This window comes from Escherichia sp. TW09308 (assembly GCF_000208565.1).
GTDB classification, from domain to species: Bacteria; Pseudomonadota; Gammaproteobacteria; order Enterobacterales; family Enterobacteriaceae; genus Escherichia; species Escherichia marmotae.
In genome coordinates, this window is the sequence record NZ_AEME01000001.1 from 2,155,111 (window position 1) to 2,179,016 (window position 23,906).

The 23,906-nt window shown below is 48.3% G+C and carries 27 protein-coding genes and 2 pseudogenes; 12 read left to right on the forward strand and 17 right to left on the reverse strand.

What is annotated here, in order from left to right; translation table 11 throughout:
• The first annotated feature begins 19 nt into the window (after positions 1–19).
• Positions 20–949: a ribokinase gene (gene rbsK, locus ESM_RS0110350; protein ID WP_001517412.1), complete on the forward strand. Its 930-nt coding sequence runs from the start codon at positions 20–22 to the stop codon at positions 947–949.
• Positions 950–952: 3 nt separating this feature from the next.
• Complete coding sequence (gene rbsR / locus ESM_RS0110355; protein WP_000224458.1) at positions 953–1,945, forward strand: ribose operon transcriptional repressor RbsR; 993 nt, start codon at positions 953–955, stop codon at positions 1,943–1,945.
• Between the two features lie 13 nt (positions 1,946–1,958).
• Here the strand turns inward: rbsR and ESM_RS1000000126590 are convergent.
• The 8 genes and pseudogenes from ESM_RS1000000126590 to ESM_RS0110395 all read right to left on the reverse strand — a co-directional run.
• Positions 1,959–2,138 (reverse strand): annotated as a pseudogene (locus tag ESM_RS1000000126590) (MFS transporter); the annotation flags it as partial.
• A gap of 21 nt (positions 2,139–2,159) precedes the next feature.
• Positions 2,160–2,852, reverse strand: coding sequence for a FadR/GntR family transcriptional regulator (locus ESM_RS0110360; RefSeq protein WP_001131156.1), 693 nt, complete (start codon positions 2,850–2,852; stop codon positions 2,160–2,162).
• Between the two features lie 198 nt (positions 2,853–3,050).
• Positions 3,051–3,899 (reverse strand): antA/AntB antirepressor family protein, encoded by an 849-nt coding sequence (locus ESM_RS0110365; protein ID WP_000671665.1) that lies wholly within the window; start codon positions 3,897–3,899, stop codon positions 3,051–3,053.
• A 77-nt stretch (positions 3,900–3,976) separates the two neighbouring features.
• Positions 3,977–4,174, reverse strand: coding sequence for a helix-turn-helix transcriptional regulator (locus ESM_RS0110370; protein WP_000072422.1), 198 nt, complete (start codon positions 4,172–4,174; stop codon positions 3,977–3,979).
• 227 nt (positions 4,175–4,401) lie between these two features.
• Entirely contained in the window at positions 4,402–5,199 is a 798-nt protein-coding gene (locus tag ESM_RS0110375) for a hypothetical protein (protein WP_000565284.1), read from the reverse strand.
• Between the two features lie 128 nt (positions 5,200–5,327).
• Positions 5,328–6,542, reverse strand: coding sequence for a tyrosine-type recombinase/integrase (locus ESM_RS0110380; protein ID WP_000772650.1), 1,215 nt, complete (start codon positions 6,540–6,542; stop codon positions 5,328–5,330).
• A gap of 537 nt (positions 6,543–7,079) precedes the next feature.
• Positions 7,080–7,739, reverse strand: a complete 660-nt coding sequence (locus ESM_RS1000000125895) for an HNH endonuclease signature motif containing protein (RefSeq protein ID WP_001107053.1) — start codon at positions 7,737–7,739, stop codon at positions 7,080–7,082.
• A gap of 142 nt (positions 7,740–7,881) precedes the next feature.
• Positions 7,882–8,358, reverse strand: a complete 477-nt coding sequence (locus ESM_RS0110395) for a hypothetical protein (RefSeq protein WP_010377994.1) — start codon at positions 8,356–8,358, stop codon at positions 7,882–7,884.
• Positions 8,359–9,020: 662 nt separating this feature from the next.
• Between ESM_RS0110395 and ESM_RS0110400 the strand changes: the two genes are divergently transcribed.
• Positions 9,021–9,794 (forward strand): LEM-3-like GIY-YIG domain-containing protein, encoded by a 774-nt coding sequence (locus ESM_RS0110400; protein WP_000355484.1) that lies wholly within the window; start codon positions 9,021–9,023, stop codon positions 9,792–9,794.
• Positions 9,795–9,851: 57 nt separating this feature from the next.
• On the opposite strand, the gene pinE is transcribed toward ESM_RS0110400, so the two are convergent.
• Both pinE and gmhB read right to left on the reverse strand, forming a co-directional pair.
• Positions 9,852–10,406 (reverse strand): site-specific DNA recombinase, encoded by a 555-nt coding sequence (gene pinE / locus ESM_RS0110405; RefSeq protein ID WP_000904985.1) that lies wholly within the window; start codon positions 10,404–10,406, stop codon positions 9,852–9,854.
• Positions 10,407–10,595: 189 nt separating this feature from the next.
• Positions 10,596–11,168, reverse strand: coding sequence for a D-glycero-beta-D-manno-heptose 1,7-bisphosphate 7-phosphatase (gene gmhB / locus ESM_RS0110410; RefSeq protein WP_001140179.1), 573 nt, complete (start codon positions 11,166–11,168; stop codon positions 10,596–10,598).
• 187 nt (positions 11,169–11,355) lie between these two features.
• Here gmhB and metN point away from each other — a divergent pair, with 187 nt between their 5' ends.
• From metN to ESM_RS0110445, 7 genes and pseudogenes are all read left to right on the forward strand, one after another.
• Positions 11,356–12,387 carry a methionine ABC transporter ATP-binding protein MetN gene (gene metN / locus ESM_RS0110415; RefSeq protein ID WP_000593986.1) on the forward strand — a complete coding sequence of 344 codons (1,032 nt, stop codon included), beginning with the start codon at positions 11,356–11,358 and terminating at the stop codon, positions 12,385–12,387.
• Positions 12,380–13,034: pseudogene (locus ESM_RS01000000124610) on the forward strand (methionine ABC transporter permease MetI). The gene metN and the pseudogene ESM_RS01000000124610 overlap by 8 nt, the downstream one beginning before the upstream one ends.
• A 39-nt stretch (positions 13,035–13,073) precedes the next feature.
• Positions 13,074–13,889 carry a methionine ABC transporter substrate-binding lipoprotein MetQ gene (gene metQ / locus ESM_RS0110425; protein WP_000874673.1) on the forward strand — a complete coding sequence of 272 codons (816 nt, stop codon included), beginning with the start codon at positions 13,074–13,076 and terminating at the stop codon, positions 13,887–13,889.
• Between the two features lie 117 nt (positions 13,890–14,006).
• Complete coding sequence (rcsF, locus tag ESM_RS0110430) at positions 14,007–14,411, forward strand: Rcs stress response system protein RcsF (RefSeq protein ID WP_001202319.1); 405 nt, start codon at positions 14,007–14,009, stop codon at positions 14,409–14,411.
• Positions 14,408–15,115 (forward strand): tRNA (N6-threonylcarbamoyladenosine(37)-N6)-methyltransferase TrmO, encoded by a 708-nt coding sequence (gene tsaA, locus ESM_RS0110435; RefSeq protein ID WP_000094002.1) that lies wholly within the window; start codon positions 14,408–14,410, stop codon positions 15,113–15,115. The genes rcsF and tsaA overlap by 4 nt, the downstream gene beginning before the upstream one ends.
• A gap of 110 nt (positions 15,116–15,225) precedes the next feature.
• A complete protein-coding gene (gene proS, locus ESM_RS0110440) occupies positions 15,226–16,944 on the forward strand; it encodes a proline--tRNA ligase (RefSeq protein ID WP_001260709.1) in 1,719 nt (572 codons plus the stop codon).
• Positions 16,945–16,996: 52 nt separating this feature from the next.
• Positions 16,997–17,821, forward strand: coding sequence for a YaeF family permuted papain-like enzyme (locus ESM_RS0110445; RefSeq protein ID WP_001039672.1), 825 nt, complete (start codon positions 16,997–16,999; stop codon positions 17,819–17,821).
• Between the two features lie 255 nt (positions 17,822–18,076).
• On the opposite strand, the gene nlpE is transcribed toward ESM_RS0110445, so the two are convergent.
• Genes nlpE through ESM_RS0110460 form a run of 3 tightly spaced genes read right to left on the reverse strand, consistent with a single transcriptional unit; the run spans position 18,077 to position 19,765 of the window.
• On the reverse strand, positions 18,077–18,787 hold the full coding sequence (gene nlpE / locus ESM_RS0110450) for an envelope stress response activation lipoprotein NlpE (protein WP_000251764.1): 711 nt from the start codon (positions 18,785–18,787) through the stop codon (positions 18,077–18,079).
• 13 nt (positions 18,788–18,800) lie between these two features.
• Positions 18,801–19,223, reverse strand: coding sequence for an alternative ribosome rescue aminoacyl-tRNA hydrolase ArfB (gene arfB / locus ESM_RS0110455; protein WP_000635552.1), 423 nt, complete (start codon positions 19,221–19,223; stop codon positions 18,801–18,803).
• Positions 19,220–19,765: a YaeQ family protein gene (locus tag ESM_RS0110460; RefSeq protein ID WP_001185278.1), complete on the reverse strand. Its 546-nt coding sequence runs from the start codon at positions 19,763–19,765 to the stop codon at positions 19,220–19,222. The genes arfB and ESM_RS0110460 overlap by 4 nt, the downstream gene beginning before the upstream one ends.
• 165 nt (positions 19,766–19,930) lie before the next feature.
• Between ESM_RS0110460 and ESM_RS0110465 the strand changes: the two genes are divergently transcribed.
• Both ESM_RS0110465 and rof read left to right on the forward strand, forming a co-directional pair.
• On the forward strand, positions 19,931–20,131 hold the full coding sequence (locus ESM_RS0110465; RefSeq protein ID WP_000417058.1) for a YaeP family protein: 201 nt from the start codon (positions 19,931–19,933) through the stop codon (positions 20,129–20,131).
• A complete protein-coding gene (gene rof / locus ESM_RS0110470; RefSeq protein ID WP_000062304.1) occupies positions 20,118–20,378 on the forward strand; it encodes a Rho-binding antiterminator in 261 nt (86 codons plus the stop codon). The genes ESM_RS0110465 and rof overlap by 14 nt, the downstream gene beginning before the upstream one ends.
• A gap of 51 nt (positions 20,379–20,429) precedes the next feature.
• On the opposite strand, the gene tilS is transcribed toward rof, so the two are convergent.
• The 4 genes from tilS to accA all read right to left on the reverse strand — a co-directional run bounded on the left by tilS (position 20,430) and on the right by accA (position 23,905).
• Positions 20,430–21,725, reverse strand: a complete 1,296-nt coding sequence (tilS, locus tag ESM_RS0110475) for a tRNA lysidine(34) synthetase TilS (protein WP_000176591.1) — start codon at positions 21,723–21,725, stop codon at positions 20,430–20,432.
• Positions 21,726–21,789: 64 nt separating this feature from the next.
• Positions 21,790–22,179, reverse strand: a complete 390-nt coding sequence (locus ESM_RS0110480; protein WP_000901101.1) for a VOC family protein — start codon at positions 22,177–22,179, stop codon at positions 21,790–21,792.
• A gap of 289 nt (positions 22,180–22,468) precedes the next feature.
• On the reverse strand, positions 22,469–22,723 hold the full coding sequence (locus tag ESM_RS0110485) for a DUF4282 domain-containing protein (protein WP_000644312.1): 255 nt from the start codon (positions 22,721–22,723) through the stop codon (positions 22,469–22,471).
• A 222-nt stretch (positions 22,724–22,945) separates the two neighbouring features.
• Positions 22,946–23,905: an acetyl-CoA carboxylase carboxyl transferase subunit alpha gene (accA, locus tag ESM_RS0110490; RefSeq protein ID WP_000055741.1), complete on the reverse strand. Its 960-nt coding sequence runs from the start codon at positions 23,903–23,905 to the stop codon at positions 22,946–22,948.
• Position 23,906 lies beyond the last annotated feature (1 nt).

Sequence of the window (23,906 nt, forward strand, 5' to 3'; positions counted from 1 at the left end):
TTTTATGGACATCCCGAATATGCAAAATGCAGGCAGCCTCGTTGTTCTTGGCAGCATTAATGCTGACCATATCCTTAATCTTCAATCTTTTCCTACTCCAGGCGAAACCGTAACCGGTAACCACTATCAGGTCGCATTCGGCGGTAAAGGCGCGAATCAGGCTGTGGCCGCAGGGCGTAGTGGCGCGAATATTGCGTTCATTGCCTGCACAGGGGATGACAGCATTGGTGAGAGTGTTCGTCAGCAACTCGCCACTGATAATATTGATATTTCTCCGGTCAGTGTGATCAAGGGCGAATCGACAGGCGTAGCGCTGATTTTTGTTAATGCCGAAGGCGAGAACGTTATCGGCATTCATGCCGGGGCTAACGCAGCCCTTTCCCCAACGCTGGTGGAAGCGCAACGTGAGCGTATTGCCAACGCGTCGGCATTATTAATGCAGTTGGAATCACCACTCGAAAGTGTGATGGCAGCGGCGAAAATCGCCCATCAAAATAAAACTATCGTTGCACTTAACCCGGCTCCGGCTCGTGAACTTCCTGACGAATTGCTGGCGCTGGTGGACATCATCACGCCAAACGAAACGGAAGCAGAAAAGCTCACCGGTATTCGTGTTGAAAATGATGAAGATGCGGCGAAAGCTGCGCAGATACTACATGAGAAAGGTATCCGTACTGTACTGATTACCTTAGGGAGCCGTGGCGTGTGGGCCAGTGTGAATGGCGAAGGTCAGCGCGTACCTGGATTCCGGGTTCAGGCTGTTGATACTATTGCTGCCGGAGATACTTTTAATGGCGCGTTAATCACGGCGTTGCTGGAAGAAAAAACATTGCCTGAGGCGATTCGTTTTGCCCATGCTGCCGCTGCGATTGCTGTGACACGTAAAGGTGCACAACCTTCCGTTCCCTGGCGTGAAGAGATCGATACCTTCTTAGACAGGCAGAGGTGACGCTTGGCTACAATGAAAGATGTTGCCCGTCTGGCGGGCGTTTCTACATCGACAGTTTCTCACGTCATCAATAAAGATCGCTTCGTCAGCGAAGCGATTACCGCCAAAGTTGAAGCGGCGATTAAAGAACTCAATTACGCGCCATCAGCTCTGGCACGTAGTCTCAAGCTCAATCAAACACATACTATTGGCATGTTGATCACTGCCAGTACCAATCCTTTCTATTCTGAACTGGTGCGTGGCGTTGAACGCAGTTGCTTTGAACGCGGTTATAGCCTTGTTCTCTGCAATACCGAAGGCGATGAGCAGCGAATGAATCGCAATCTGGAAACGTTGATGCAAAAACGTGTCGATGGTTTGCTATTACTCTGTACTGAAACACACCAGCCTTCGCGTGAGATCATGCAACGCTATCCAACAATTCCTACCGTGATGATGGACTGGGCGCCGTTCGATGGCGACAGCGATCTCATTCAGGATAACTCGTTTCTGGGGGGGGATTTAGCGACGCAATATCTGATCGACAAAGGCTATACCCGTATTGCCTGTATTACCGGCCCGCTGGATAAAACGCCTGCACGTTTGCGGCTGGAAGGTTACCGGGCGGCAATGGATCGTGCTGGACTGGAAGTTCCTGATGGCTATGAAGTGACAGGCGATTTTGAATTTAACGGCGGGTTTGACGCGATGCAGCAGTTATTATCGCATCCGTTACGTCCCCAGGCTGTGTTTACTGGAAATGACGCGATGGCGGTCGGTGTGTACCAGGCGTTATACCAGGCTGGGTTACATGTTCCGCAGGACATCGCGGTGATTGGTTATGACGATATTGAACTGGCACGTTATATGACGCCACCGCTCACCACAATTCATCAACCGAAAGATGAACTGGGAGAGCTGGCAATTGATGTACTTATCCACCGGATGGCTCAACCAACCTTACAGCAACAACGATTACAACTCACCCCGATTCTGATGGAGCGCGGCTCTGCTTAGATTTTAAGCAAAATATTGTCGCCGTTAACGTATAACTGATAATGGCCGATTGCATGGCAAGGGGTGAGCGATTGAGGCTATGAGCGATAGCGGGGAAGGAAGTATTCAGAATGGCGGCATCGAGAGTCTGCATAAAGAAGGTCATTGCCGCAATCCACAATAAACTCGCCATACCACGCTTTTTATCGCTCATTCAGTGTTTCGTTAGGCTGTCTCACTTCTCGAGGGGAAGTAGCAGTGCCTGACAAGCTTTGAAAGCTGCGTTGCCATCACTATGGATTATCGCATCAACGATCGCCTGGTGCTGATCCAGTTTTATTACAGTGTTGCTGGTTATCGATGTAAAGTAGGTGTGATAAACCGAATGAAATAACGAGGCGAAAGAGGTCAAAAACGGGTTAGCACTCATTTTATAAATGTGTTCATGCCAGGCCATATCAACCTCAACCCAACGTTCCCGGCGGAAATTTTCTTTTAATGCCACCATTTCGGCCATCAGCGTATTAAGATGTGCCTTCTGTTCTGCGGTGCCCATCGTTGCTGCCAGTAAGCAGGCTTGCGGTTCCAGACAGATACGCATAACTAGAAAATGATCAATAACTTGATGAAAGTTATCTTCCGTCATCCACCAGGTAAGCAACTCTTGATCAAGAAAGTTCCAGTTGGATTGCGGCATGACACGCGTACCAATTCGTGGACGTGGCAAAACCATTCCTTTTGCCGTTAACGTCTTGACCGCTTCGCGTACCGCAGTACGGCTCACTCCAAATTGCTCACCCAGCTCAATTTCACCAGGCAGAATGGTGCCGGGTGCGTATTCACCTTTTAAGATCCGTTGCGCCAGCTTCTCAGCCAGAACATACGAAAGGTTTTTCTGTGCAGCTAACTGTTGTGCGCTTAATGGCATACTCATCTTCCTTATTCTTTTTTTCATCCTTAGTATGCCACCAGGAAGTGTGATTGCGGTTGCAAAAACGGCAAATTGCTTGTTTTATGGCGCATTAACAGGTGTTTTGAGACAGTAAGCAATATGGCGCAGTAGGCTATTCGTTCACAAAGGCGCTCCGGCAACGGGGCGCTTTCTCTTTTTGTAACGGTCAGAGCGTTACACATGGCTGTTTTCCTCCATGCGGCGGGCTAACCAACGCTGCGAAAGACGAATTAATTCAGCTTTCCGCTGGTGGTAGTCCTGGCCTAACTCAATCAGCGTGATATTGCTCTGCTCAAGGTAAGAAAGGTGCTCAAGCTGCAACGTGCTCATGTGGTCGCGTGGTTCGCCTGTGATGCCGTTCGCCAGTGCCCACTGTTTTGCAGTCATGCCACCCAGCACGATACGCGCCAGCATATTGGCTTCCGTGGTGTAGTGGTGCTGGAACGTGCTTTTACCCAGTTCAGCCCGGTACGCCTCCAGCGCGGCGCACATCGGCTTAAAGTAGCTGGCAACGGTGATACGGGCTTTCAGTTCCCGGCGTAACGCTGCGGAACGCACTGGCGCCACCTTGTGTAGATCCTCCTCGCATTTGATGAAATACTGGCGAACGGCGCGGCCTTGTTCGGTGCGTTCGACCATCGCCAGTTCTTTCGCCATGTTCGTGGAGATCAAATAGTCTTCACTGCGGCGATCACCGCCGCGCTTTGTTGTCCAATCAGAATCAAACTGTTCAATATTTACACTTTGGTTCCCCCGTTTCGGGGAATCAAAGTACAAATTTTCTACAACTTCAAAATCCACGCCATTTTTAAATCCGTACTCATCAATACGTCCTTTAATCCAGGTAGTGAAATCACGGCCTACCCCGAGCGCCTTATACAACGCTCTGGCGCTAACAATATTGGTTTCACGCCCGCCAATAACGCCGGAAATAACCGGGATAATTTCGCCAAAATTTTGCAGATTCTGGTTTTCAGGCCGAACGAAGCCCTGCCCCTGTACGGGCGTTTTTGGAAATTTCATAAAAACTCCTGCTATCGAATTAAGTTACTTTTATTTGCTGGTGGATAGCTGGGGGCAATAGCCCCGTAGCCATTTAATCAGGTAGCTGTTCCGCGTGATTCTGCAATACGCTGATTAATCCACTCGTCAATTTCACTCTCAACGAAAGCAATCGCTCGCGAGCCAATTTTAACTGATGCAGGAAATTTACCTTGCCCCATAAGGCGATAAATCCATGCCTTGCTATATCCAGTTCTACGCTGAACTTCTGTTAAACGAATAAGCGTATTTGACATATATTTACCTCATAACGTCTACTCAATTTGACGAGGTAATCATCGCACAGAAATAACGAATATTTTCATACCCTCAGGCCTAATGGTTACCGGAAGGAAATTAACCCTAAGGGTGATGGTAATCGGGAGGAAATCTACCCTAAGGGTGATGGTAAAATTGACGGGGAAGATAAAAAAATACCCTCAGGGTAACAGTAAATCACCCTCAGGGTATGCGGTATGGTGCGTTAATCCGGCTTTGCGTTCTTTTGGCTGTTGTCTCGGTTAATAGGGCAGGCAGTCCTCTCTATGAGCGTTGCAAGAGCATTACTTGCCCCCCACTGCTTAAGCTCCCTGGTTATCGCTTCTTGATTTCCCCTGGTGGCAAAATCATTTTCTGGATCGTAATTGGCCCACTCTCTGTTTCTAATCTCAATAGCCTTAGCTAATGGGTCTTTATCCCAGTATTTATATAAGTGTATCGGGCGCTCTTGCTCTAACTGCTCTATCCTTGCCCTTAACTCTGCGTTTTCTTTTTCCAGCATTGCGATTTGGGATAATAAATCATCCTCTGTACGCAACTCTTTCTTTTCAATATCGCGTCCTTGTGCCTCGTCATTTTCAGAAGAGTTAGCGCCTTCCAGCTTCGTTAACGCGTCAAGGACATCGGGAAAAATTGCGAAAATTTCACCCCTTATAAATCCAATGTTCTCAAATTCGGGATCTTCCCAATAACCGGACACCAGAAAACCATTTTCATCCCTCTCACCAGGTAAACAACCACGTTTCCGAACCGCATTCAGATTTCTATAAAGAACATCATAATCAAATTCATCCCGATACGGGTTACAAAAAGATTCCAACAGCTTAAATTCATTTACTGTGTACAGGCGGATATGTTCTCCGTTTATTCTCCTGAGTATCCAAGTTATGACATCTGAAACATCATAATCATCACCAGCGACCTTAAGCACGACCTCAAGAAATTCACGTAAAGAAATAAAATCTTTTTTGTATTCGTTTAATTCGGCATGAATATCAATCATACGCACACCTCAGCGTCCTCTACTGTAGTGGCTGTACCAGTCCGTCGAGGTGTACGGATTTTCGGGAGCGACCCTAGACACAGCCTTTTCTTTCGTCGCTCAAAGTCTACTACTGTATACTCAACCAGTCACCCGCATTTTCCGAACTCACCATGCACCACATTTCCGCCATGCTCGAGCGAATCCATATAGTCGGCATACCACTGGAGCATCTCCCGGCGACCATCCAGATATTGCGCATGGTTGTATGTGCCACGAATTGAGTTTTTATCGACGTGTGCAAGCTGTGTCTCTATCCACGCGGTGTTATAGCCCTGCTCATGCAAAATGGTGCTCATGGTGTGCCGGAATCCATGACCAGTAACCTTTCCGTTATAGCCGATGCGTTTAAATACTTGGTTTATGCTAGCCTCGCTCATTGTTTTCCTTGGATCATTACGGCCGGGAAACATAAGCGGATAATTGCCAGTTAATTCTTTAATCTGCCCAATAAGCGAAAGAGCCTGCTTAGACAAAGGCACCACATGAGGGCGACGCATTTTCATCCGTGAAGCAGGTATCTCCCAGATAGCCTTGTTGAGATCGATTTCATCCCATAATGCACCGCGCAGTTCGCCAGTCCGCAAACCGGTGATAATCAGTAGACGAGCCGCCATAACAACCAATGCACTTCCTGAGTAACTGGACAATGCCTTGAAAAAATCAGGTAATTCTTTGGCTGTGAGGAAAGGATAATGATTAGATTCATGACCTTGCATCGCGCTGGTGAGATCCGGTGCAGGGTTATACTCAGCACGTCCAGTGACAATTGCATAGCGGAAAACCTCCCCGCATCGCTGCCTCACTTTTTTGGCTTTTTCGGTAGCACCGCGCCCCTCGATGCGCCGCAGCACATTCAGCAGTTCAAGTGGTTTGATTTCGGCGATTGGTTTTTTGCCAATGTAAGGGAACACATCTTTGTTGAAGGCTTCGAGGATGTCTGAAGCATAACCAGCAGACCATTTTTTTAATTTGCTGCTGTGCCACTCAAGGGCAATATCTTTGAAGGTGTTGTTTAACTGCGTTTCCCGGGCAATCTTTTCCTCTCGTTTCGCTTCCATCGGATCGATACCCCCAGCGATACCCCTTTTAGCTTCTTCACGTTTTGCACGAGCATCAGCCAAGGTAACTTCAGGATACACACCTAGTGCTAACAGCTTCTCTTTACCAGCTACACGATACTTGAAGCGCCAATATTTTCCTCCACTAGGTTTTACCAAGAGATACAGACCGCCACCATCAGCCAGCTTGTAAGCCTTCTCTTTTGGCTTGGCAGTGTCTATTTGACGGGCATTGAGTTTCACTTGGGGGTACCTCCACTAAACCGAACAGCAAATACCCCCAAAAGTCCCCCCAATTGACTGTAGATTTTGGGGTACTTAAGTAGACGTCAAAAGACTAAAAGGGGCGCTAACATGCGGATTATAAGAGGTTTTTAAATACTTGAGTAGACTTGGGGAGACATTAGAATGGTGCCGATAAGAGGAGTCGAACCTCCGACCTTCGCATTACGAATTATAAGAATCCGCTTCTAATTCAAAGCATTACCCCATCAACACTGCGCTCACACGTCCCACCACATCAAAACATGTAAAGCCTTGCAAGCCATTGCGAGGCCTTATGTGTCTCAGTTTTGTCCCACCTTGTATTACGACTTGCATAGCCAATGAAGATAAACGTGACGACAACCGGCGCAGCAGTCTTCTTTTCCTTCATACTTTCCCCACCCAGCATGCATACCTTCTACCATAACTGTAGTGAATGTCTGTTATGAGCGAAGAGCAGACGTTGTTATTTGAGATATGCAGTGCTAACGAATCACCATAGTTAATATACTATCCCTATTCATATCTTTTTTTAAAGGCTTTCCATCTCTCAGAGAGATTGGGCCAATTTATATCACTAACAAAATCATTAATGACTTTGCCATGAAACTCTTTAATGTCAGAATCTATATCTAATACATTCTCCTTAAAGCAAATCATCCTAGTTACAGGGTCGATTGCGCAATCGCCTTTGTCAAACATTTGATGTATATCAGCACGGAGAAGCAGTCCATTACCTACAGAATAATCAATATTGTCTTTGTGTGGTACAATATGTGCAGATTGGAGTCGCGAAGGAATTGCACACCCAGTTACAACACATCTACCATAGCAGTTATTTCTGACAGCAATAGAAAATTCTGCCTGACCATTCCTAATTTCCGATAATGTATATTTTCGGTTTTGCTCGTCTAATGGAACTTGTAATTGAGATGGGAGGTTATCTTCCTTTATAGTGGAAAGGAATGATAAAAGCAGCAACTCACTTTGAGTCTCTATTCCTTCCTCCAAACAATGTTTAATATTTTTACGAATCCAATCAGACCAATCATATCTTAAGTTTTCAGGGATCAGTTCGTGAACTAAATCCGCCCAATCTTCGTTATCCGCAGCGATATTTTTGTTTAATTCATTTCGCAATCTTATCAGAGCGTTAGAGGGGTTTTTATAATTCAATTATTTTTTCTCTTTATGGGGGGAGTGATAATTAAAAACAATGATATTATTTTTTGGCAAGTAATTTACTTTAAACTGTGAATCGCAAGGGAGCATAATCAAGTGATTAGTGCCCCCTTTATGATGACTTGTCCGTGTAATTTTATCTTACTCGGTAAGCATGCTCCAACACCAATCTTGCTAAATCAGTTTGTTGATTTGATAAATCGACTCCATACGTAAAACATAGTAAGGATAATACTCTTGCAAATTTAACTCGCACTTTTTGCAAGGTTTTATAGAAAAGTATTTCATCTGTCGAATTTTGATGCTTATATAGTAACATTAAGTTTTGGCTTAGAGTGTGGATCAAATCCAATATTAAATGTTGTGCTTGCTTGGATTTTATATCTAATCGTAGTTGCTCTGTTTCCTCTTTGATTGATTCTAAGCTTTTGATTACTGCTTGTGAAACCTCTGAATCGAATGGTGCAATTAACACCCTTTTACCTTCAAGGTAGCTGAAATATTTCTCAAAGATTTTTTTATCCGGGTCAGATATAAATGGAATCAAATCTTTAGCTGTGATACCCGAGATAGATGCGAAATTTGCTAAACCACCAATTATTTCTAAAAACAATTTCGGCCTCCTAGTGACCAATTTGATAATTAGACTCTTCTTAAACAACTAAGTATCGAAAATTAGACGTTTTCATTGGAGTCAGGATGCTTTAGATAGTACTACGCATCGTTTAGGCTGCGCCACTACTAGATTTGCAACATTACGAAAATTTAGTTATCTGGTTAAAATGACTATAATCACTCAGTAATAATTTGAATGCTAAGCATCTCCATGTTCACCCGACCAGATTGTGTTTATAACAATTCCTGGTATTAGGCTATATTCCCTTCATGAATAAAGTCCGCTTCTGGCACATAGCAGCCCTAGAGACAGTGGCGTAAAGTCATGGAGAATCGGTGGGAGGATATTCAGTTTCATTCATGCCGAAATACGGTAAAATCTATAACAGATAGAAATCATTCAATATTCGCACTATTGGAAGTTCACCAGCCAGCCACAGCACGTTCTTGCATACAACGTGCCTGCGGTTTTTGAGACCGGTCCGATCATCAAACGAAACATAAAATTAATTCACATTATGAGGAAAAGTATCTTTTTTGTACTATGTAAATTCAAAGACTTAGCCTCATTTCCCCGATGGTTTTCTCAACACTACTGGTTGTGAGCCCTTGCAATGTTCATTAATATACGTCTCACAAATAATTCATAGATATTGCAAAATGGATATTACTGAGTTTCCTTCTGGAGTAATTGAACACCTTGGCTGGTATGTATACCGATTGATTGATCCGAGGGACGGAAGCACCTTCTATGTAGGGAAAGGCAAAGGTAACCGCGTATTTGCCCATATGCGCGGTGAAGTGGCAGCGACTGATGATGACGAGTTACTGAGCAACAAGCTAAAGCAAATTAGAGAAATAAGGTTAGCAGGACTTGAGGTTATCCATGTCATCCATCGACACGGAATGACTGATGAAAAGACGGCGTACGAAGTCGAAGCAGCACTTATTGATGCCTACCCTGGGTTAACGAATATCATGAATGGTGCTGGCAGCAATGAATTCGGCGCCGCGCATGTCAAAGAGTTGATAGCAACATATCAACCCGAAACCATAACATTTCATCATAAAGCATTAATGATTTCCGTTAACAGAAGTGCAAAGGATTCAGAGCTTTATGATGCGGTTCGATTTAGCTGGCGCATTAATGTCTCTCGCGCCAGCCAAGCAGAAGTCATTCTTGCTACTGTAAGGGGGATCGTTCGAGGGGTTTTCATTGCTGATAAATGGCTCAAATCAACACGTGAAAATTTCCCTACGATGAAATACTGGGACGAGGATCCGGACTTTGAGGCAACACAAAGTTCTCGCTATGGTTTTGAAGGTCGAGAAGCCCCACCTGAAATAGCTAATCTTTATCTTGGAAAAAAAATACCAGATGAATTAAGAAAAAAAGGAGCTATGTCCCCGGTCCGTTACTCACCTAATTTTTGAGTCTTTAAGTGATAAGCATAAACCGCAGCACGATCTTGCATACGACGTGCTACGGTTTCATTTATCTCCGACCGGAAACTTCTTATACAGTGTCGATATACCAACATCATAGATGATCGCCACCTTCTGGCGAGGAACGCCTGATGTAATTAATCGCCCGGCCTGCGCCCATTGTTCTGGTGTAAGTTTGGGACGACGTCCACCAATTCGTCCCTGTGCGCGAGCAGCTTCCAGTCCAGCTTTTGTTCGTTCAACAATCAGTTTTCGTTCCATTTCAGCCAAGGCCCCCATCACATGAAAGAAAAAACGCCCCATCGGTGTGCTGGTATCAATAGCATCCGTCAGGCTGCGAAAATTAACGCCACGTTCGCGCAACTCCTCAACCAGAATGACCAGATGCCGCATACTACGCCCCAGCCGATCCAGCTTCCAGACGACCAGAGTGTCACCTGCCGATAATGTCCTGAGCAGTTTTTTCAGTCCCGGCCTTTCGGACTTTGTACCGCTTATCTTGTCTTCAAAAATAAGCTCGCATCCTGCACAGTTCAGCGCATTACGTTGTAGATCTGTGTTCTGGTCATTTGTTGACACACGTACATAGCCAATAAGCATGGTAGATCTCCCTGACAAAAGCAGGAATGATGCCATTTGATCGTTATTTCTGCATTTTCATAAACGTAACCGGCCGTTTGTGTGAAGTGATTCACATCCGCCGTGTCGATGGAGGCGCATTATAGGGAGTCGTTTCAGGAAGACAAGCGGAAAAATGCATTTTTATTTCAACCGCTCATCTTTTAATCGTTACGCCGATTTTTGCTGCTTTTTTATCGCTTGCGGCAGGTCTGCCAGGCTATTTAACACCCAATCCGCTGCATTTTCAGCTTCAGGGGTAACAGGTTTCCCCGTACGCACCAGCACTTTTGTTCCCACGTTCGCCGCAGCCGCTGCCTGCATATCTTCTAATTTATCGCCCACCATATAAGAAGCGGCCATATCAATATGCAAATAATCGCGTGCTGACAAAAGCATTCCTGGATGTGGTTTACGGCAATCGCAGACCTGGCGAAACTCTTCAACACTGCCCTGCGGATGATGCGGGCAATAATAGATGCCATCCAGATCGACATCACGGTCCGCCAGCGACCAGTCCATCCACTCGGTCAGCGTTTCAAACTGCGCTTCAGTAAATTTGCCGCGCGCAATACCAGACTGGTTCGTTACCACCACCAGCGCAAAGCCCATTTTTTTAAGCTCACGCATGGCGTCAATGACACCGTCGATAAATTCAAAGTTATCGATCTCATGGACATAGCCGTGATCGACATTAATGGTGCCGTCACGGTCAAGAAAAATTGCGGGTACGCTCTTCGCCACCTTTTATAACTCCTTAATAAGGCATGTGCTGCTAGTATCGCATGTTTCGACCTGCAAGAAAGTGCTCTTCGTATAAACCTGATTGATTTAGACGTCTGGATGCCTTAACATCCATTTCATTGACGGCTTTGACCGTATCAGGCAGTCGAAATGCCACGACTAACTTAATGACGATAATAAATAATCAATGATAAAACTTTCGAATATCACCAAAGTGTTCCACCAGGGCACCCGCACTATCCAGGCGTTAAACAACGTCAGTCTGCATGTGCCAGCCGGACAAATTTATGGCGTTATCGGTGCCTCTGGCGCGGGTAAGAGTACGCTTATCCGTTGTGTAAACCTGCTGGAGCGCCCAACCGAGGGTAGCGTTCTGGTCGATGGCCAGGAACTGACCACGCTGTCAGAATCCGAGTTGACCAAAGCGCGCCGTCATATTGGCATGATTTTCCAGCACTTTAACCTGCTCTCTTCGCGTACTGTTTTTGGTAACGTGGCACTGCCGCTGGAGCTGGACAACACGCCAAAAGAGGAGATCAAACGTCGCGTGACGGAATTACTGGCGCTGGTTGGTCTTGGCGACAAACATGATAGCTACCCGTCGAATCTTTCCGGTGGGCAGAAACAGCGTGTGGCGATTGCTCGCGCATTAGCCAGCAATCCCAAAGTGTTGCTGTGCGATGAGGCCACCAGCGCACTGGACCCGGCAACCACGCGTTCTATTCTCGAACTGCTGAAAGACATCAACCGCCGTCTGGGTTTGACGATTCTGTTAATCACCCACGAAATGGACGTTGTGAAGCGTATTTGTGATTGCGTGGCGGTTATCAGCAATGGTGAGTTGATCGAGCAAGACACAGTAAGTGAAGTGTTCTCGCATCCGAAAACGCCGCTGGCACAGAAATTTATTCAGTCGACCCTGCATCTGGATATCCCGGAAGATTATCAGGAACGTCTGCAAGCGGAGCCGTTCACTGATTGTGTCCCCATGCTGCGCCTGGAGTTTACCGGTCAGTCAGTAGATGCCCCGTTGCTTTCTGAAACCGCACGTCGTTTCAACGTTAATAACAACATTATTAGCGCGCAGATGGATTACGCCGGAGGCGTTAAGTTCGGCATCATGCTGACCGAAATGCACGGTACACAACAAGATACGCAAGCCGCCATTGCCTGGCTGCAAGAACACCATGTAAAAGTAGAGGTACTGGGTTATGTCTGAGCCGATGATGTGGTTGCTGGTTCGTGGCGTATGGGAAACGCTGGCAATGACCTTCGTATCCGGTTTTTTCGGTTTTGTGATTGGTCTGCCGGTTGGCGTCCTGCTTTATGTCACACGTCCGGGGCAAATTATTGCTAACGCGAAGTTGTATCGTACCGTATCTGCGATTGTGAACATTTTCCGTTCCATTCCGTTCATTATTTTACTGGTATGGATGATTCCGTTTACTCGCATTATTGTCGGCACATCGATTGGTTTGCAGGCGGCGATTGTTCCGCTGACAGTTGGCGCAGCACCGTTTATTGCCCGTATGGTCGAAAACGCCCTGCTGGAGATCCCAACCGGGTTGATTGAAGCCTCCCGCGCAATGGGTGCCCACACCGATGCAGATCGTGCGCAAAGTGCTGTTACCAGAGGCGTTGCCGGGTCTGGTAAATGCCGCAACTATCACCCTGATTACTCTGGTCGGTTATTCCGCGATGGGTGGTGCAGTCGGAGCCGGTGGTTTGGGTCAGATTGGCTATCAATATGGTTACATCGGCTATAACGCAACGGTGATGAATACGGTGCTGGTATTGCTGGTCATTCTGGTTTATTTAATTCAGTTCGCAGGCGATCGCATCGTCCGGGCTGTCACTCGCAAGTAACGTTCAACACAACATAAATAATTGAAGAAGGAATAAGGTATGGCGTTCAAACTCAAAACCTTTGCGGCAGTGGGAGCCCTGATTGGATCACTGGCACTGGTAGGCTGCGGTCAGGATGAAAAAGATCCAAACCACATTAAAGTCGGCGTGATTGTCGGTGCCGAACAGCAAGTTGCAGAAGTCGCGCAGAAAGTTGCGAAAGACAAATATGGCCTGGACGTTGAGCTGGTCACCTTCAACGACTACGTGCTACCGAACGAAGCATTAAGCAAAGGCGATATCGACGCCAACGCCTTCCAGCACAAACCGTACCTCGATCAGCAACTGAAGGATCGTGGCTACAAACTGGTTGCAGTAGGCAATACTTTTGTTTATCCGATTGCCGGTTATTCCAAGAAAATCAAATCACTGGATGAACTACCCAATGAAGCACAGGTTGCCGTACCGAATGATCCGACTAACCTCGGCCGTTCACTGCTGCTGCTGCAAAAAGTGGGGTTGATCAAGCTGAAAGATGGCGTAGGTCTGCTGCCGACCGTGCTTGATGTGGTTGAGAATCCTAAAAATCTGAAAATTGTTGAGCTGGAAGCACCGCAATTGCCACGTTCCCTGGACGATGCACAGATTGCTCTGGCGGTTATCAACACCACCTATGCCAGCCAGATTGGCCTGACTCCGGCGAAAGACGGTATCTTCGTGGAAGACAAAGAGTCTCCTTACGTAAACCTGATCGTGACCCGTGAAGATAACAAAGACGCGGAAAACGTGAAGAAATTCGTCCAGGCTTATCAGTCTGATGAAGTTTATGAAGCGGCAAATAAAGTGTTTAACGGCGGTGCGGTTAAAGGCTGGTAATTTTTAGGCTGTTTCCACAATTTGTAATATCATTCAGGACGGGCGCTTGCCCGTCTTGTCATTTTTACAAGCGCCTGATTCAATATTGACGTTTTGATCATACATTGAGGAAATACTATGCGTGCTTTACCGATCTGTTTATTAGCACTCATGCTAAGCGGCTGTTCTATGTTAAGCAGATCCCCTGTCGAATCCGTTCAAAGCACTGCACCCCAGCCGAAAGCGGAGCCTGCAAAACCGAAAGCGCCGCGCGCCACGCCGGTCCGAATTTATACCAATGCTGAAGAATTAGTCGGCAAACCGTTCCGCGATCTCGGTGAAGTCAGTGGCGACTCTTGCCAGGCCTCTAATCAGGATTCTCCACCGAGCATCCCAACCGCACGTAAGCGGATGCAAATCAATGCCTCCAAAATGAAAGCCAATGCGGTATTACTGCATAGCTGTGAAGTCACCAGCGGTACGCCAGGCTGCTATCGTCAGGCTGTGTGCATCGGTTCAGCGCTTAACATTACGGCGAAATGAGCAGTTTCCAGTTTGAGCAAATAGGTGTTATTCGCTCACCCTATAAAGAAAAATTCGCCGTTCCGCGCCAGCCTGGGCTGGTAAAAAGCGCCAACGGAGAACTGCACCTTATTGCTCCTTACAACCAGGCCGATGCCGTACGCGGCCTGGAAGCGTTCAGCCATTTATGGATCCTTTTCGTCTTTCATCAAACGATGGAAGGTGGCTGGCGCCCGACTGTGCGTCCGCCTCGTCTCGGCGGTAACGCCAGAATGGGCGTTTTCGCCACGCGTTCTACTTTTCGCCCTAACCCGATTGGGATGTCACTGGTAGAGCTGAAAGAGGTTGTTTGCCATAAAGATAACGTGATTCTGAAGCTCGGCGGTCTGGATCTGGTCGATGGTACGCCGGTGGTGGATATAAAACCTTACCTCCCCTTTGCCGAATCGCTTCCCGATGCCAGCGCCAGCTATGCGCAAAGCGCGCCAGTAGCAGAGATGGCGGTGAGATTTACCGCAGACGTCGAAAAGCAACTTTTGACGCTGGAGAAGCGTTATCCGCAGTTAACGCTGTTTATCCGCGAAGTACTGGCGCAGGACCCGCGCCCGGCCTATCGTAAAGGTGAAGACACGGGTAAAACCTATGCCGTCTGGCTGCATGATTTTAACGTCCGCTGGCGAGTCACCGAGACTGGTTTTGAAGTCTTTGCGCTGGAAGCGCGTTAAATTCACGCCCTTCTCTTTTGACATTTCTTCTGCACTGGTAAACTAAATCACTTTTTTTGTCCCAGGCTCGCCTTGAGCCTGTTCTACCTTCCAACTGGAACCGTAACAACATGCGTACTAGCCAATACCTGCTCTCCACTCTCAAGGAGACACCTGCCGACGCCGAGGTGATCAGCCATCAACTGATGCTACGCGCCGGGATGATCCGCAAGCTGGCCTCCGGGTTATATACCTGGCTGCCGACCGGCGTGCGCGTTCTGAAAAAAGTCGAAAACATCGTGCGTGAAGAGATGAACAACGCCGGTGCGATCGAGGTGTCGATGCCAGTGGTTCAGCCAGCCGATCTGTGGCAAGAGAGTGGTCGTTGGGAACAGTACGGTCCGGAACTGCTGCGTTTTGTTGACCGTGGCGAGCGTCCGTTCGTACTCGGCCCAACTCATGAAGAAGTTATTACCGACCTGATTCGTAATGAGCTGAGTTCTTACAAACAGTTACCGCTGAACTTCTATCAGATCCAGACCAAGTTCCGTGATGAAGTTCGTCCACGTTTCGGCGTCATGCGTTCCCGCGAATTCCTGATGAAAGATGCTTACTCTTTCCACACTTCTCAGGAATCCTTGCAGGAAACCTACGATGCAATGTATGCGGCCTACAGCAAAATCTTCAGCCGTATGGGGCTGGATTTCCGCGCCGTACAGGCCGACACCGGTTCTATCGGCGGCAGCGCCTCTCACGAATTCCAGGTGCTGGCACAGAGCGGTGAAGACGATGTGGTCTTCTCCGACACCTCTGACTACGCAGCTAACATTGAACTGGCAGAAGCTATCGCGCCGAAAGAACCGCGCGCTGCTGCAACTCAGGAAATGACGCTGGTTGATACACCGAACGCGAAAACCATCGCTGAACTGGTTGAACAGTTCAATCTGCCGATTGAAAAAACCGTTAAAACACTGCTGGTTAAAGCCGTTGAAGGCAGCAGCTTCCCGCTGGTTGCGCTGCTGGTGCGCGGTGACCACGAACTGAACGAAGTAAAAGCGGAGAAACTGCCGCAGGTTGCCAGCCCGCTGACTTTCGCAACCGAAGAAGAAATTCGTGCCGTCGTTAAAGCAGGCCCGGGTTCACTGGGTCCGGTAAACATGCCGATTCCGGTTGTAATTGACCGTACCGTTGCGGCGATGAGTGATTTTGCTGCCGGTGCTAACATCGACGGTAAACACTACTTTGGTATCAACTGGGATCGCGATGTCGCAACCCCGGAAGTTGCTGACATCCGTAACGTAGTGGCTGGCGATCCAAGCCCGGATGGTCAGGGTACGCTGCTGATCAAACGCGGTATCGAAGTCGGTCACATCTTCCAGTTGGGTACTAAGTATTCTGACGCTCTGAAAGCCTCCGTACAGGGCGAAGATGGCCGCAACCAGATCCTGACTATGGGTTGCTACGGTATTGGGGTTACGCGTGTAGTGGCTGCGGCGATTGAGCAAAACTACGACGAGCGCGGCATCGTATGGCCTGACGCGATCGCACCGTTCCAGGTAGCTATTCTGCCGATGAACATGCACAAATCCTTCCGCGTACAAGAACTGGCCGAGAAACTTTACAGCGAACTGCGTGCGCAGGGAATCGAAGTCCTGCTGGATGACCGTAAAGAACGTCCGGGCGTGATGTTTGCCGATATGGAACTGATCGGTATTCCACACACTATCGTGCTGGGCGACCGTAACCTCGACAACGACGATATCGAATACAAATACCGTCGTAACGGCGAGAAGCAATTAATTAAGACCGGTGACATCGTCGATTATCTGGTGAAACAGATTAAAGGCTGATGCCAGAAAGGGTCCTGAATTTCAGGACCCTTTTTTACATGGATTGTATAAAATGAATAAACCAAAGGCGTACTGTCGTCTGCTTCTCCCTTGCTTTCTTTTACTTTCGGCCTGTACCGTTGATATTAGTCAGCCAGACTCATCAGCCACAGCGGTAGATGTCGAGGCGAAAACATGGGCAGTCAAATTCCAGCATCAAAGCTCTTTTACCGAACAAGCAATAACTGAAATAACTGAATCTGACCTCAAGCCCGGCGATTTGCTGTTCTCCTCAAGCCTTGGGGTAACCTCATTCGGTATCCGCGTCTTCAGCACTTCCTCGGTGAGTCACGTTGCCATCTATTTAGGTGATAATAACGTCGCAGAAGCGACAGGCGCTGGCGTCCAGATTGTTTCCCTGAAAAAAGCCATGAAGCATAGTGATAAGCTTTTCGTCTTACGAGCCCCGGATCTTACCCCGCAACAAGCCACAGATATCACCGCGTTCGCCAACAAAATCAAAGATAGCGGGTATAACTATCGCGGCATTGTCGAATTTATTCCGTTTATGGTGACCCGCCAGATGTGCTCACTGAATCCTTTTTCCGCAGATTTCCGCCAACAGTGCGTCAGCGGCCTGGCGAAAGCGCAGTTAAGCAGTGTTGGCGAGGGGGACAAAAAATCGTGGTTTTGTTCGGAATTTGTCACGGATGCATTTGCCAAAGCCGGGCATCCGCTTACGCTGGCGCAGTCAGGTTGGATTAGTCCTGCCGATCTGATGCATATGCGTGCTGGCGATGTCTCTGCGTTTAGGCCAGAAGCACAGTTACAGTATGTTGGGCATCTGAAACCAGGGATTTATATCAAAACGGGTCGCTTCGTTGGACTGACCCGGTGATAAAAGCCAGTCTCAGAGTGTTTATGCCGGATGTGGATTAAACGTTTGATCACTCCTAAGGAATGGGGGTGTTTTGTAGGCATGATAAGACGCGCCAGCGTCGCATCAGGCGTTGTGCACAGAATGCCGGATGCGGTGTGAACATCTTATTCGACCTACAAAATCGTGCTAATTCAAAACATTGCAATCTACTCTGTAGGCCTGATAAGCGTAGCGCATCAGGCAATTTTGCGTTTGTTTCTGCCACAAGCAGGTTTACTGCCCCAAACTACTGCAATCCTGGTTCGGGAAAAATTTACCAGCCGTATCGGGCGCTAATACCTTAGTCGGTGCCCCGATATCCGGATTAGCCTCAAGCGTAAAGTGACCTTCTACTGACAGCAGCACCGGTTTTTCACTGCTGCCGCGAGCAGCCAGATAGCCTCGTTCCAGCTCTGCGTTATTTGCCACCGCGAATCGTTTTCCGGTCGCACAATCAGTAAAAGTTGCTGCGTCAGCCATATAAAAATACATGCCACGCATGGTCATCGGCGTCATGGGCAAGCTGGATTTTGCCGGTTCCAGTGTGTAGTTGAACTGCGATTCAATCGGATTACCTTCACGATCGAGCATCTCCAGCGCATCACCTTTTGCCCGATAATATGACTTTTCGCCTTTAGTGTCGGTTAATACAAGTTTGTCTGCGGTTCTCGCCCATGTACCGTAGGAAGCAAAAGATGAAGGCTCTTCACGAGCGCCCAGATAGCGCTCATTCATTACCCAGGTTCCATCTTTTTCGAGAAACAAAGAGGTTTCGATCCCTTCACAATCAGCACACGGCAGCACACCACGCCAGCTTTGCGGCATCGGTTTCAGCTCGGCGGCCTGCGCTGGGGAAAGCATATCTACTTCGGCCCGATTATTACATCCCATTAGAGTAAAGAGACTGATTACAGTCATCGCTGCTACTATCGCTTTTCTCACCATCAATTCCTTCTTTTTATTCCCGACCGCTGCGCACTTTGCCACGCAACGCCTTCACGGTTGATTTTTGTGCTTTCGATACCAGCCTGCGCTCTTTCGATGCACGGGTAGGTCGCGTCGGTCGTCGGGATTTTTGTACCGTTGTTAATTCTTTAATCACTGCCACCAGTCGGGCCAGCGCCGCTTCGCGGTTCAGTTCCTGGCTGCGGTATTCCTGAGCCTTAATGACAATCACACCATCACTACTAATCAGGTGATGGCTGGCGGCGAGCAGGCGCTCTTTGTAATACTCTGGCAGGCTGGAGGCCCGAATGTCAAAACGCAGATGAATAGCCGTTGAGGTCTTATTGACATGCTGCCCGCCCGCCCCCTGAGCACGAATGGCGGTGATCTCAAGCTCGCCATCGGGGATAGCAACATGTCGGGAAATCACAATCATGACGGTTGTTGCCAGACAGTTAAGTTTACTTCCAGATTATTCTTATCATCCGATAACCAGATAATGCCGTCCTGAATCGTTGCCTGTAGTGTCATGGTGCGATCGGCAAAGGCACTCACTTTTGCCAGTTGCTCGTCGTCCAGATACCAGACGGAAAGATTGGCAAACTGCGCGCATTTGTTCTGATTTTGCTGCCACCAGATCTGCGCCGCCCGACTATTATAGGCAAACAGCGCCACTTCCGCGGCCTGGGTGCAGGCTTTCTTAATTCGCCGCTCGTCCGGCAGCCCCAGTTCAATCCACAAATCAATACCTAAATGATCATTACGCAGCCACGCTTCCGGCTCGTCATCGGCACACAAACCACGGGTAAATTGCAGACGTTCATCGGCATATTTCAGCCATGCCAGAAGGCGCAGCATCATGCGCTCCTGAGTTTCTGAAGGGTGGCGCGCCAGCGTCAGAGAGGCATCGAGAAACTGGTTGCGGTCAAGATCGGCCACATTAACCGTCGCTTTATAAATTGTCGCTTTAAGCGCCATAAGAAAACTCCTTTCGAATCAGGAGGCCATTGTAACGGAATACGTGCAGTTGCGGCGCTGATATTGCAGAAATGAGTGTGGTATAGTCACCTTGCGAAACAGGGTTTATCTTCGTAGGCTTAGACTTGCATCCACGGTTAAGTCAGAGTGCTGACAGGAGGGCATGTGGAAAAATATTGTGAGTTAATACGCAAGCGGTACGCGGAAATCGCCAGCGGAGACTTAGGATACGTTCCGGACGCGCTGGGCTGCGTTTTGAAAGTGCTGAATGAAATGGCTGCCGACGATGCCCTTTCAGAGGCTGTCAGGGAAAAAGCAGCATACGCTGCGGCAAACTTACTGGTGAGCGATTATGTCAATGAATGATACGTATCAACCTATCAATTGTGATGATTACGATAATCTTGAGCTCGCCTGCCAGCATCACCTGTTGCTGACGCTGGAGCTGAAAGATGGCGAAAAATTGCAGGGTAAAGCCAATGATTTAGTGTCCCGCAAAAATGTGGAATATCTGGTCGTCGATATCGCTGGCGAAACCCGCGAGTTGCGCCTGGATAAAATTACCAGCTTTAGCCATCCGGAAATCGGTACGGTAGTGGTGAGTGAGTCCTGATTCACTTTTGCCGGATGCGACGCATAGCGCGTCTTATCCGGCTACGCTGAACTAACTATTTCTCTGCCAGAAAAAACTTACACCAGCCTCATCTTCAGCAAAGCCTTCACGTGTAACAAAAATTCCCGCTGCCGCAATCAACGTTTCGCCATAAAACAGCAGTGGCGTAGTATCACGCAGCCACGGCGGCACGCCCAGTTCCTGCCAGATTTTCTTTAACTTACGTCCACCGTTGCGCCCGACAATGTGCAGCAATCCCGACGCCTTAAAACGAACGCTAACCGCTTCATCTGCACGCGGAGGGCGAATATCGCCTCCCGCAGTAAACTGCACACTTCCCAGATCAGCCGGTAATTCCAGCGGCTGTTGCCACGCCAGCCACGGCACAATGGTTTCGCTTTGCCCGGCAACGGATTTAATCCACCACAGTTGCGACAGATAGCGACGGATTTCAAACGCGCCAAAGCGCAAACAGGGGGAAGCATCTTCCCGCGCCAGTGCAACTTCTTGCCAAATCCGTACCAGCGCATCGCGGGAAGGCATCGGCGCATTCAGCCCAGCCAGCCAGCGGCGGATAATCGCCGCGCGGCGGACATCGCTCATCGCCATCATTGGCGCAATCTGTAGCGTTCCCTGCGACGTTTGGCAGTGCGCTAAATCATCCGCCAGCAGTTCATCCAACAGGCTCTCTTGTTCAGCGCAAAGCGTGGCGCTGCGTGCCGTTGCTTCGGCAAAATGCGGCCAACGCTGCTGTAATAACGGCACCACGTGCAGGCGCAGGAAGTTACGATCGTAGCTATCGTCCTGATTACTTTCGTCTTCAATCCAGCGTAAGCCATGTTTATGTGCCCACTGCTCCAGCTCTCCACGTGTGCGAGTGAGCAACGGGCGGATAAGCCGGGTTCCGGCAAAATCAGATACTTCTCCCATAGCGGAAAGCCCGGCAGGGCCACTGCCACGTTTTAACGCCAGCAAAAAGGTTTCACATTGATCGTTAAGATGTTGTGCAGTGACCAGAACTTCTCCGGGTAACAGCGTTCGGGCAAATGCCTGATAACGCGCCTGCCGTGCCTGGGCCTCAATGCCTAACCCCTCTTGCGCAAGCTGCACGCGCTCAACCACCAGCGACACCTGCCACTGCTGGCAGATATTTTCACAATGCACGACCCAGGCATCAGCATTAGCACTTAAACCGTGATGCACATGGATAGCGCGTAACGTGACGTCCGGATTTTCAGCCCGCCACTGCACCAGTTGATGCAGTAAAACGGTGGAGTCCAGTCCGCCACTAAAGGCCACCAGAATCTGGCGTGAGGCGAGAAGTTGAGTATTCAGCGTGAGTGTCATGATAGTGCGAATCTACAATAGAGATGCCCGGCACGTTACCGGGCAAATGCGGCGATGACAAGCCTTACTGCTCATACAGTTCCAGTGGCAGCCCGTCAGGATCGTTAAAGAACGTAAAGCGTTTTTGCGTATACGGGTCGACACGTATCGCTTCACATTTCACATTATGGCTTTCAAGGTGCGCCACTGCCGTATCAATATCATCAACGCTAAATGCCAGATGGCGCAGGCCGCAGGCTTCCGGTCGGCTGGGGCGCTCCGGTGGGAATGGAAATGAGAAAAGCTCAATCACGTACTGCCCGTTAAGCGCCAAATCCCCTTTCCACGAATCACGCGCTTCGCGATAAACTTCGCTTTGCAGCGTGAAGCCGAGAATATCGCAGTAGAAGGCTTTGCTCACCGCATAATCCGTCGCAATAATCGCAATATGGTGAACCTGTTTTAAACCCAACATAGAATCTCCTGCATTGATATGATACGCACGTGCATCGCTATATATTGATAATACGCACAAATTACAGGAAAGATGAATCAGACATTTATACTCGTCATACTTTAAGTTGCATGTGCTGCGTCTGCGTTCGCTCACACCAGTCACTTACTTATATAAGCTCCTGGTGATTCACTCGCTTGTCGCCTTCCTGCAACTCGAATTATTTAGAGTATACTCTGATTTTAAAACAACATCTCAAACGCCTGTAATAGCGGTTGAGATGCGGTTTGGTGAAGCGCTTTGCGGGAGATTACTCTGCGCTATTCTTGCTAACACTCTCGGCAATGCGGCGCAAATATTCGTTATTCTTAAACGCTATCATAATTAATTCGAAAGTCATACGACAGCTTATAAGGCCAATGACGGTATAAGCTACCCCTAAGATAATGTTTCCGCTAAATATGGAGAAGACACCGCCTATCAGTGTCAGCACCATAGCCAGCCAGTAAAAAAACACCAGAACACGCGGCATAAGAAGATGATCGAATCCTAAAATTGCTTTCATACTTTATCCTTAAAAATTCTATGAGATTGATAAAGTTATATTATTTTTGACCACTGTGTATATTTGTATATGCCTCCGAAATCGGAGTTATCAACATGAGTTCAAGAATTTTATGGCAGGGGAAAACGAAAGAAAGATTATCTAAATGTATTTATAATATGACTAAATAAACTACATAGAAAAAAAGGCCACCGAAGTGACCCTTTTCAGAAAATTTGCTGATTACGCGTAACCGTAGCTCATCAGTCGCTGATAACGACGATTTTTTAAATCTTCAGTGCTTAACACGTCGAGATCGGCCAGATCCGCCAGCAGTTGCGCTTTCAGAGACGCAGCCATCGCTTCCGGGTTACGGTGAGCGCCGCCCAACGGTTCCGGGATGATGGAGTCAATCAGTTTCAGTTCTTTCAGACGCGGAGCGATGATGCCCATCGCTTCAGCCGCCAGCGGGGCCTTGTCTGCGCTCTTCCAGAGGATAGAGGCACAACCTTCCGGCGAGATAACGGAATAGGTGCTGTATTGCAGCATATTCACTTTATCGCCCACGCCAATGGCCAGCGCACCGCCAGAACCACCTTCACCGATAACCGTACAAACGACCGGTACGCCGAGGCGAGACATTTCACGCAGGTTACGCGCGATGGCTTCAGACTGACCACGTTCTTCTGCGCCCACACCCGGATAAGCCCCAGGGGTGTCGATAAAGGTGATGATTGGCATCTTAAAGCGTTCAGCCATTTGCATCAGACGCAGTGCTTTGCGGTAACCTTCTGGCGCTGGCATACCAAAGTTACGACGAATTTTCTCTTTGGTTTCACGGCCTTTCTGATGACCAATGATCATCACCGGACGACCGTCAAGACGGGCGATACCACCGACGATAGCTTTGTCATCTGCATACGCGCGGTCGCCTGCCAGTTCGTCAAATTCATCAAATGCCAGGCGAACGTAATCCAGGGTATAAGGGCGCTGTGGATGGCGTGCCAGTTGGGCAATCTGCCATGCACCGAGATCGGCGAAGATTTTACGCGTCAGTTCTACGCTTTTTTCACGCAGACGATGCACTTCTTCATCGATGTTAATATCCAGTTTCTCATCCTGGCGGCTAACCGCAGTCAGAGAATCGATTTTCGCTTCCAGCTCTGCAATCGGCTGTTCAAAATCAAGGAAATTCAGACTCATA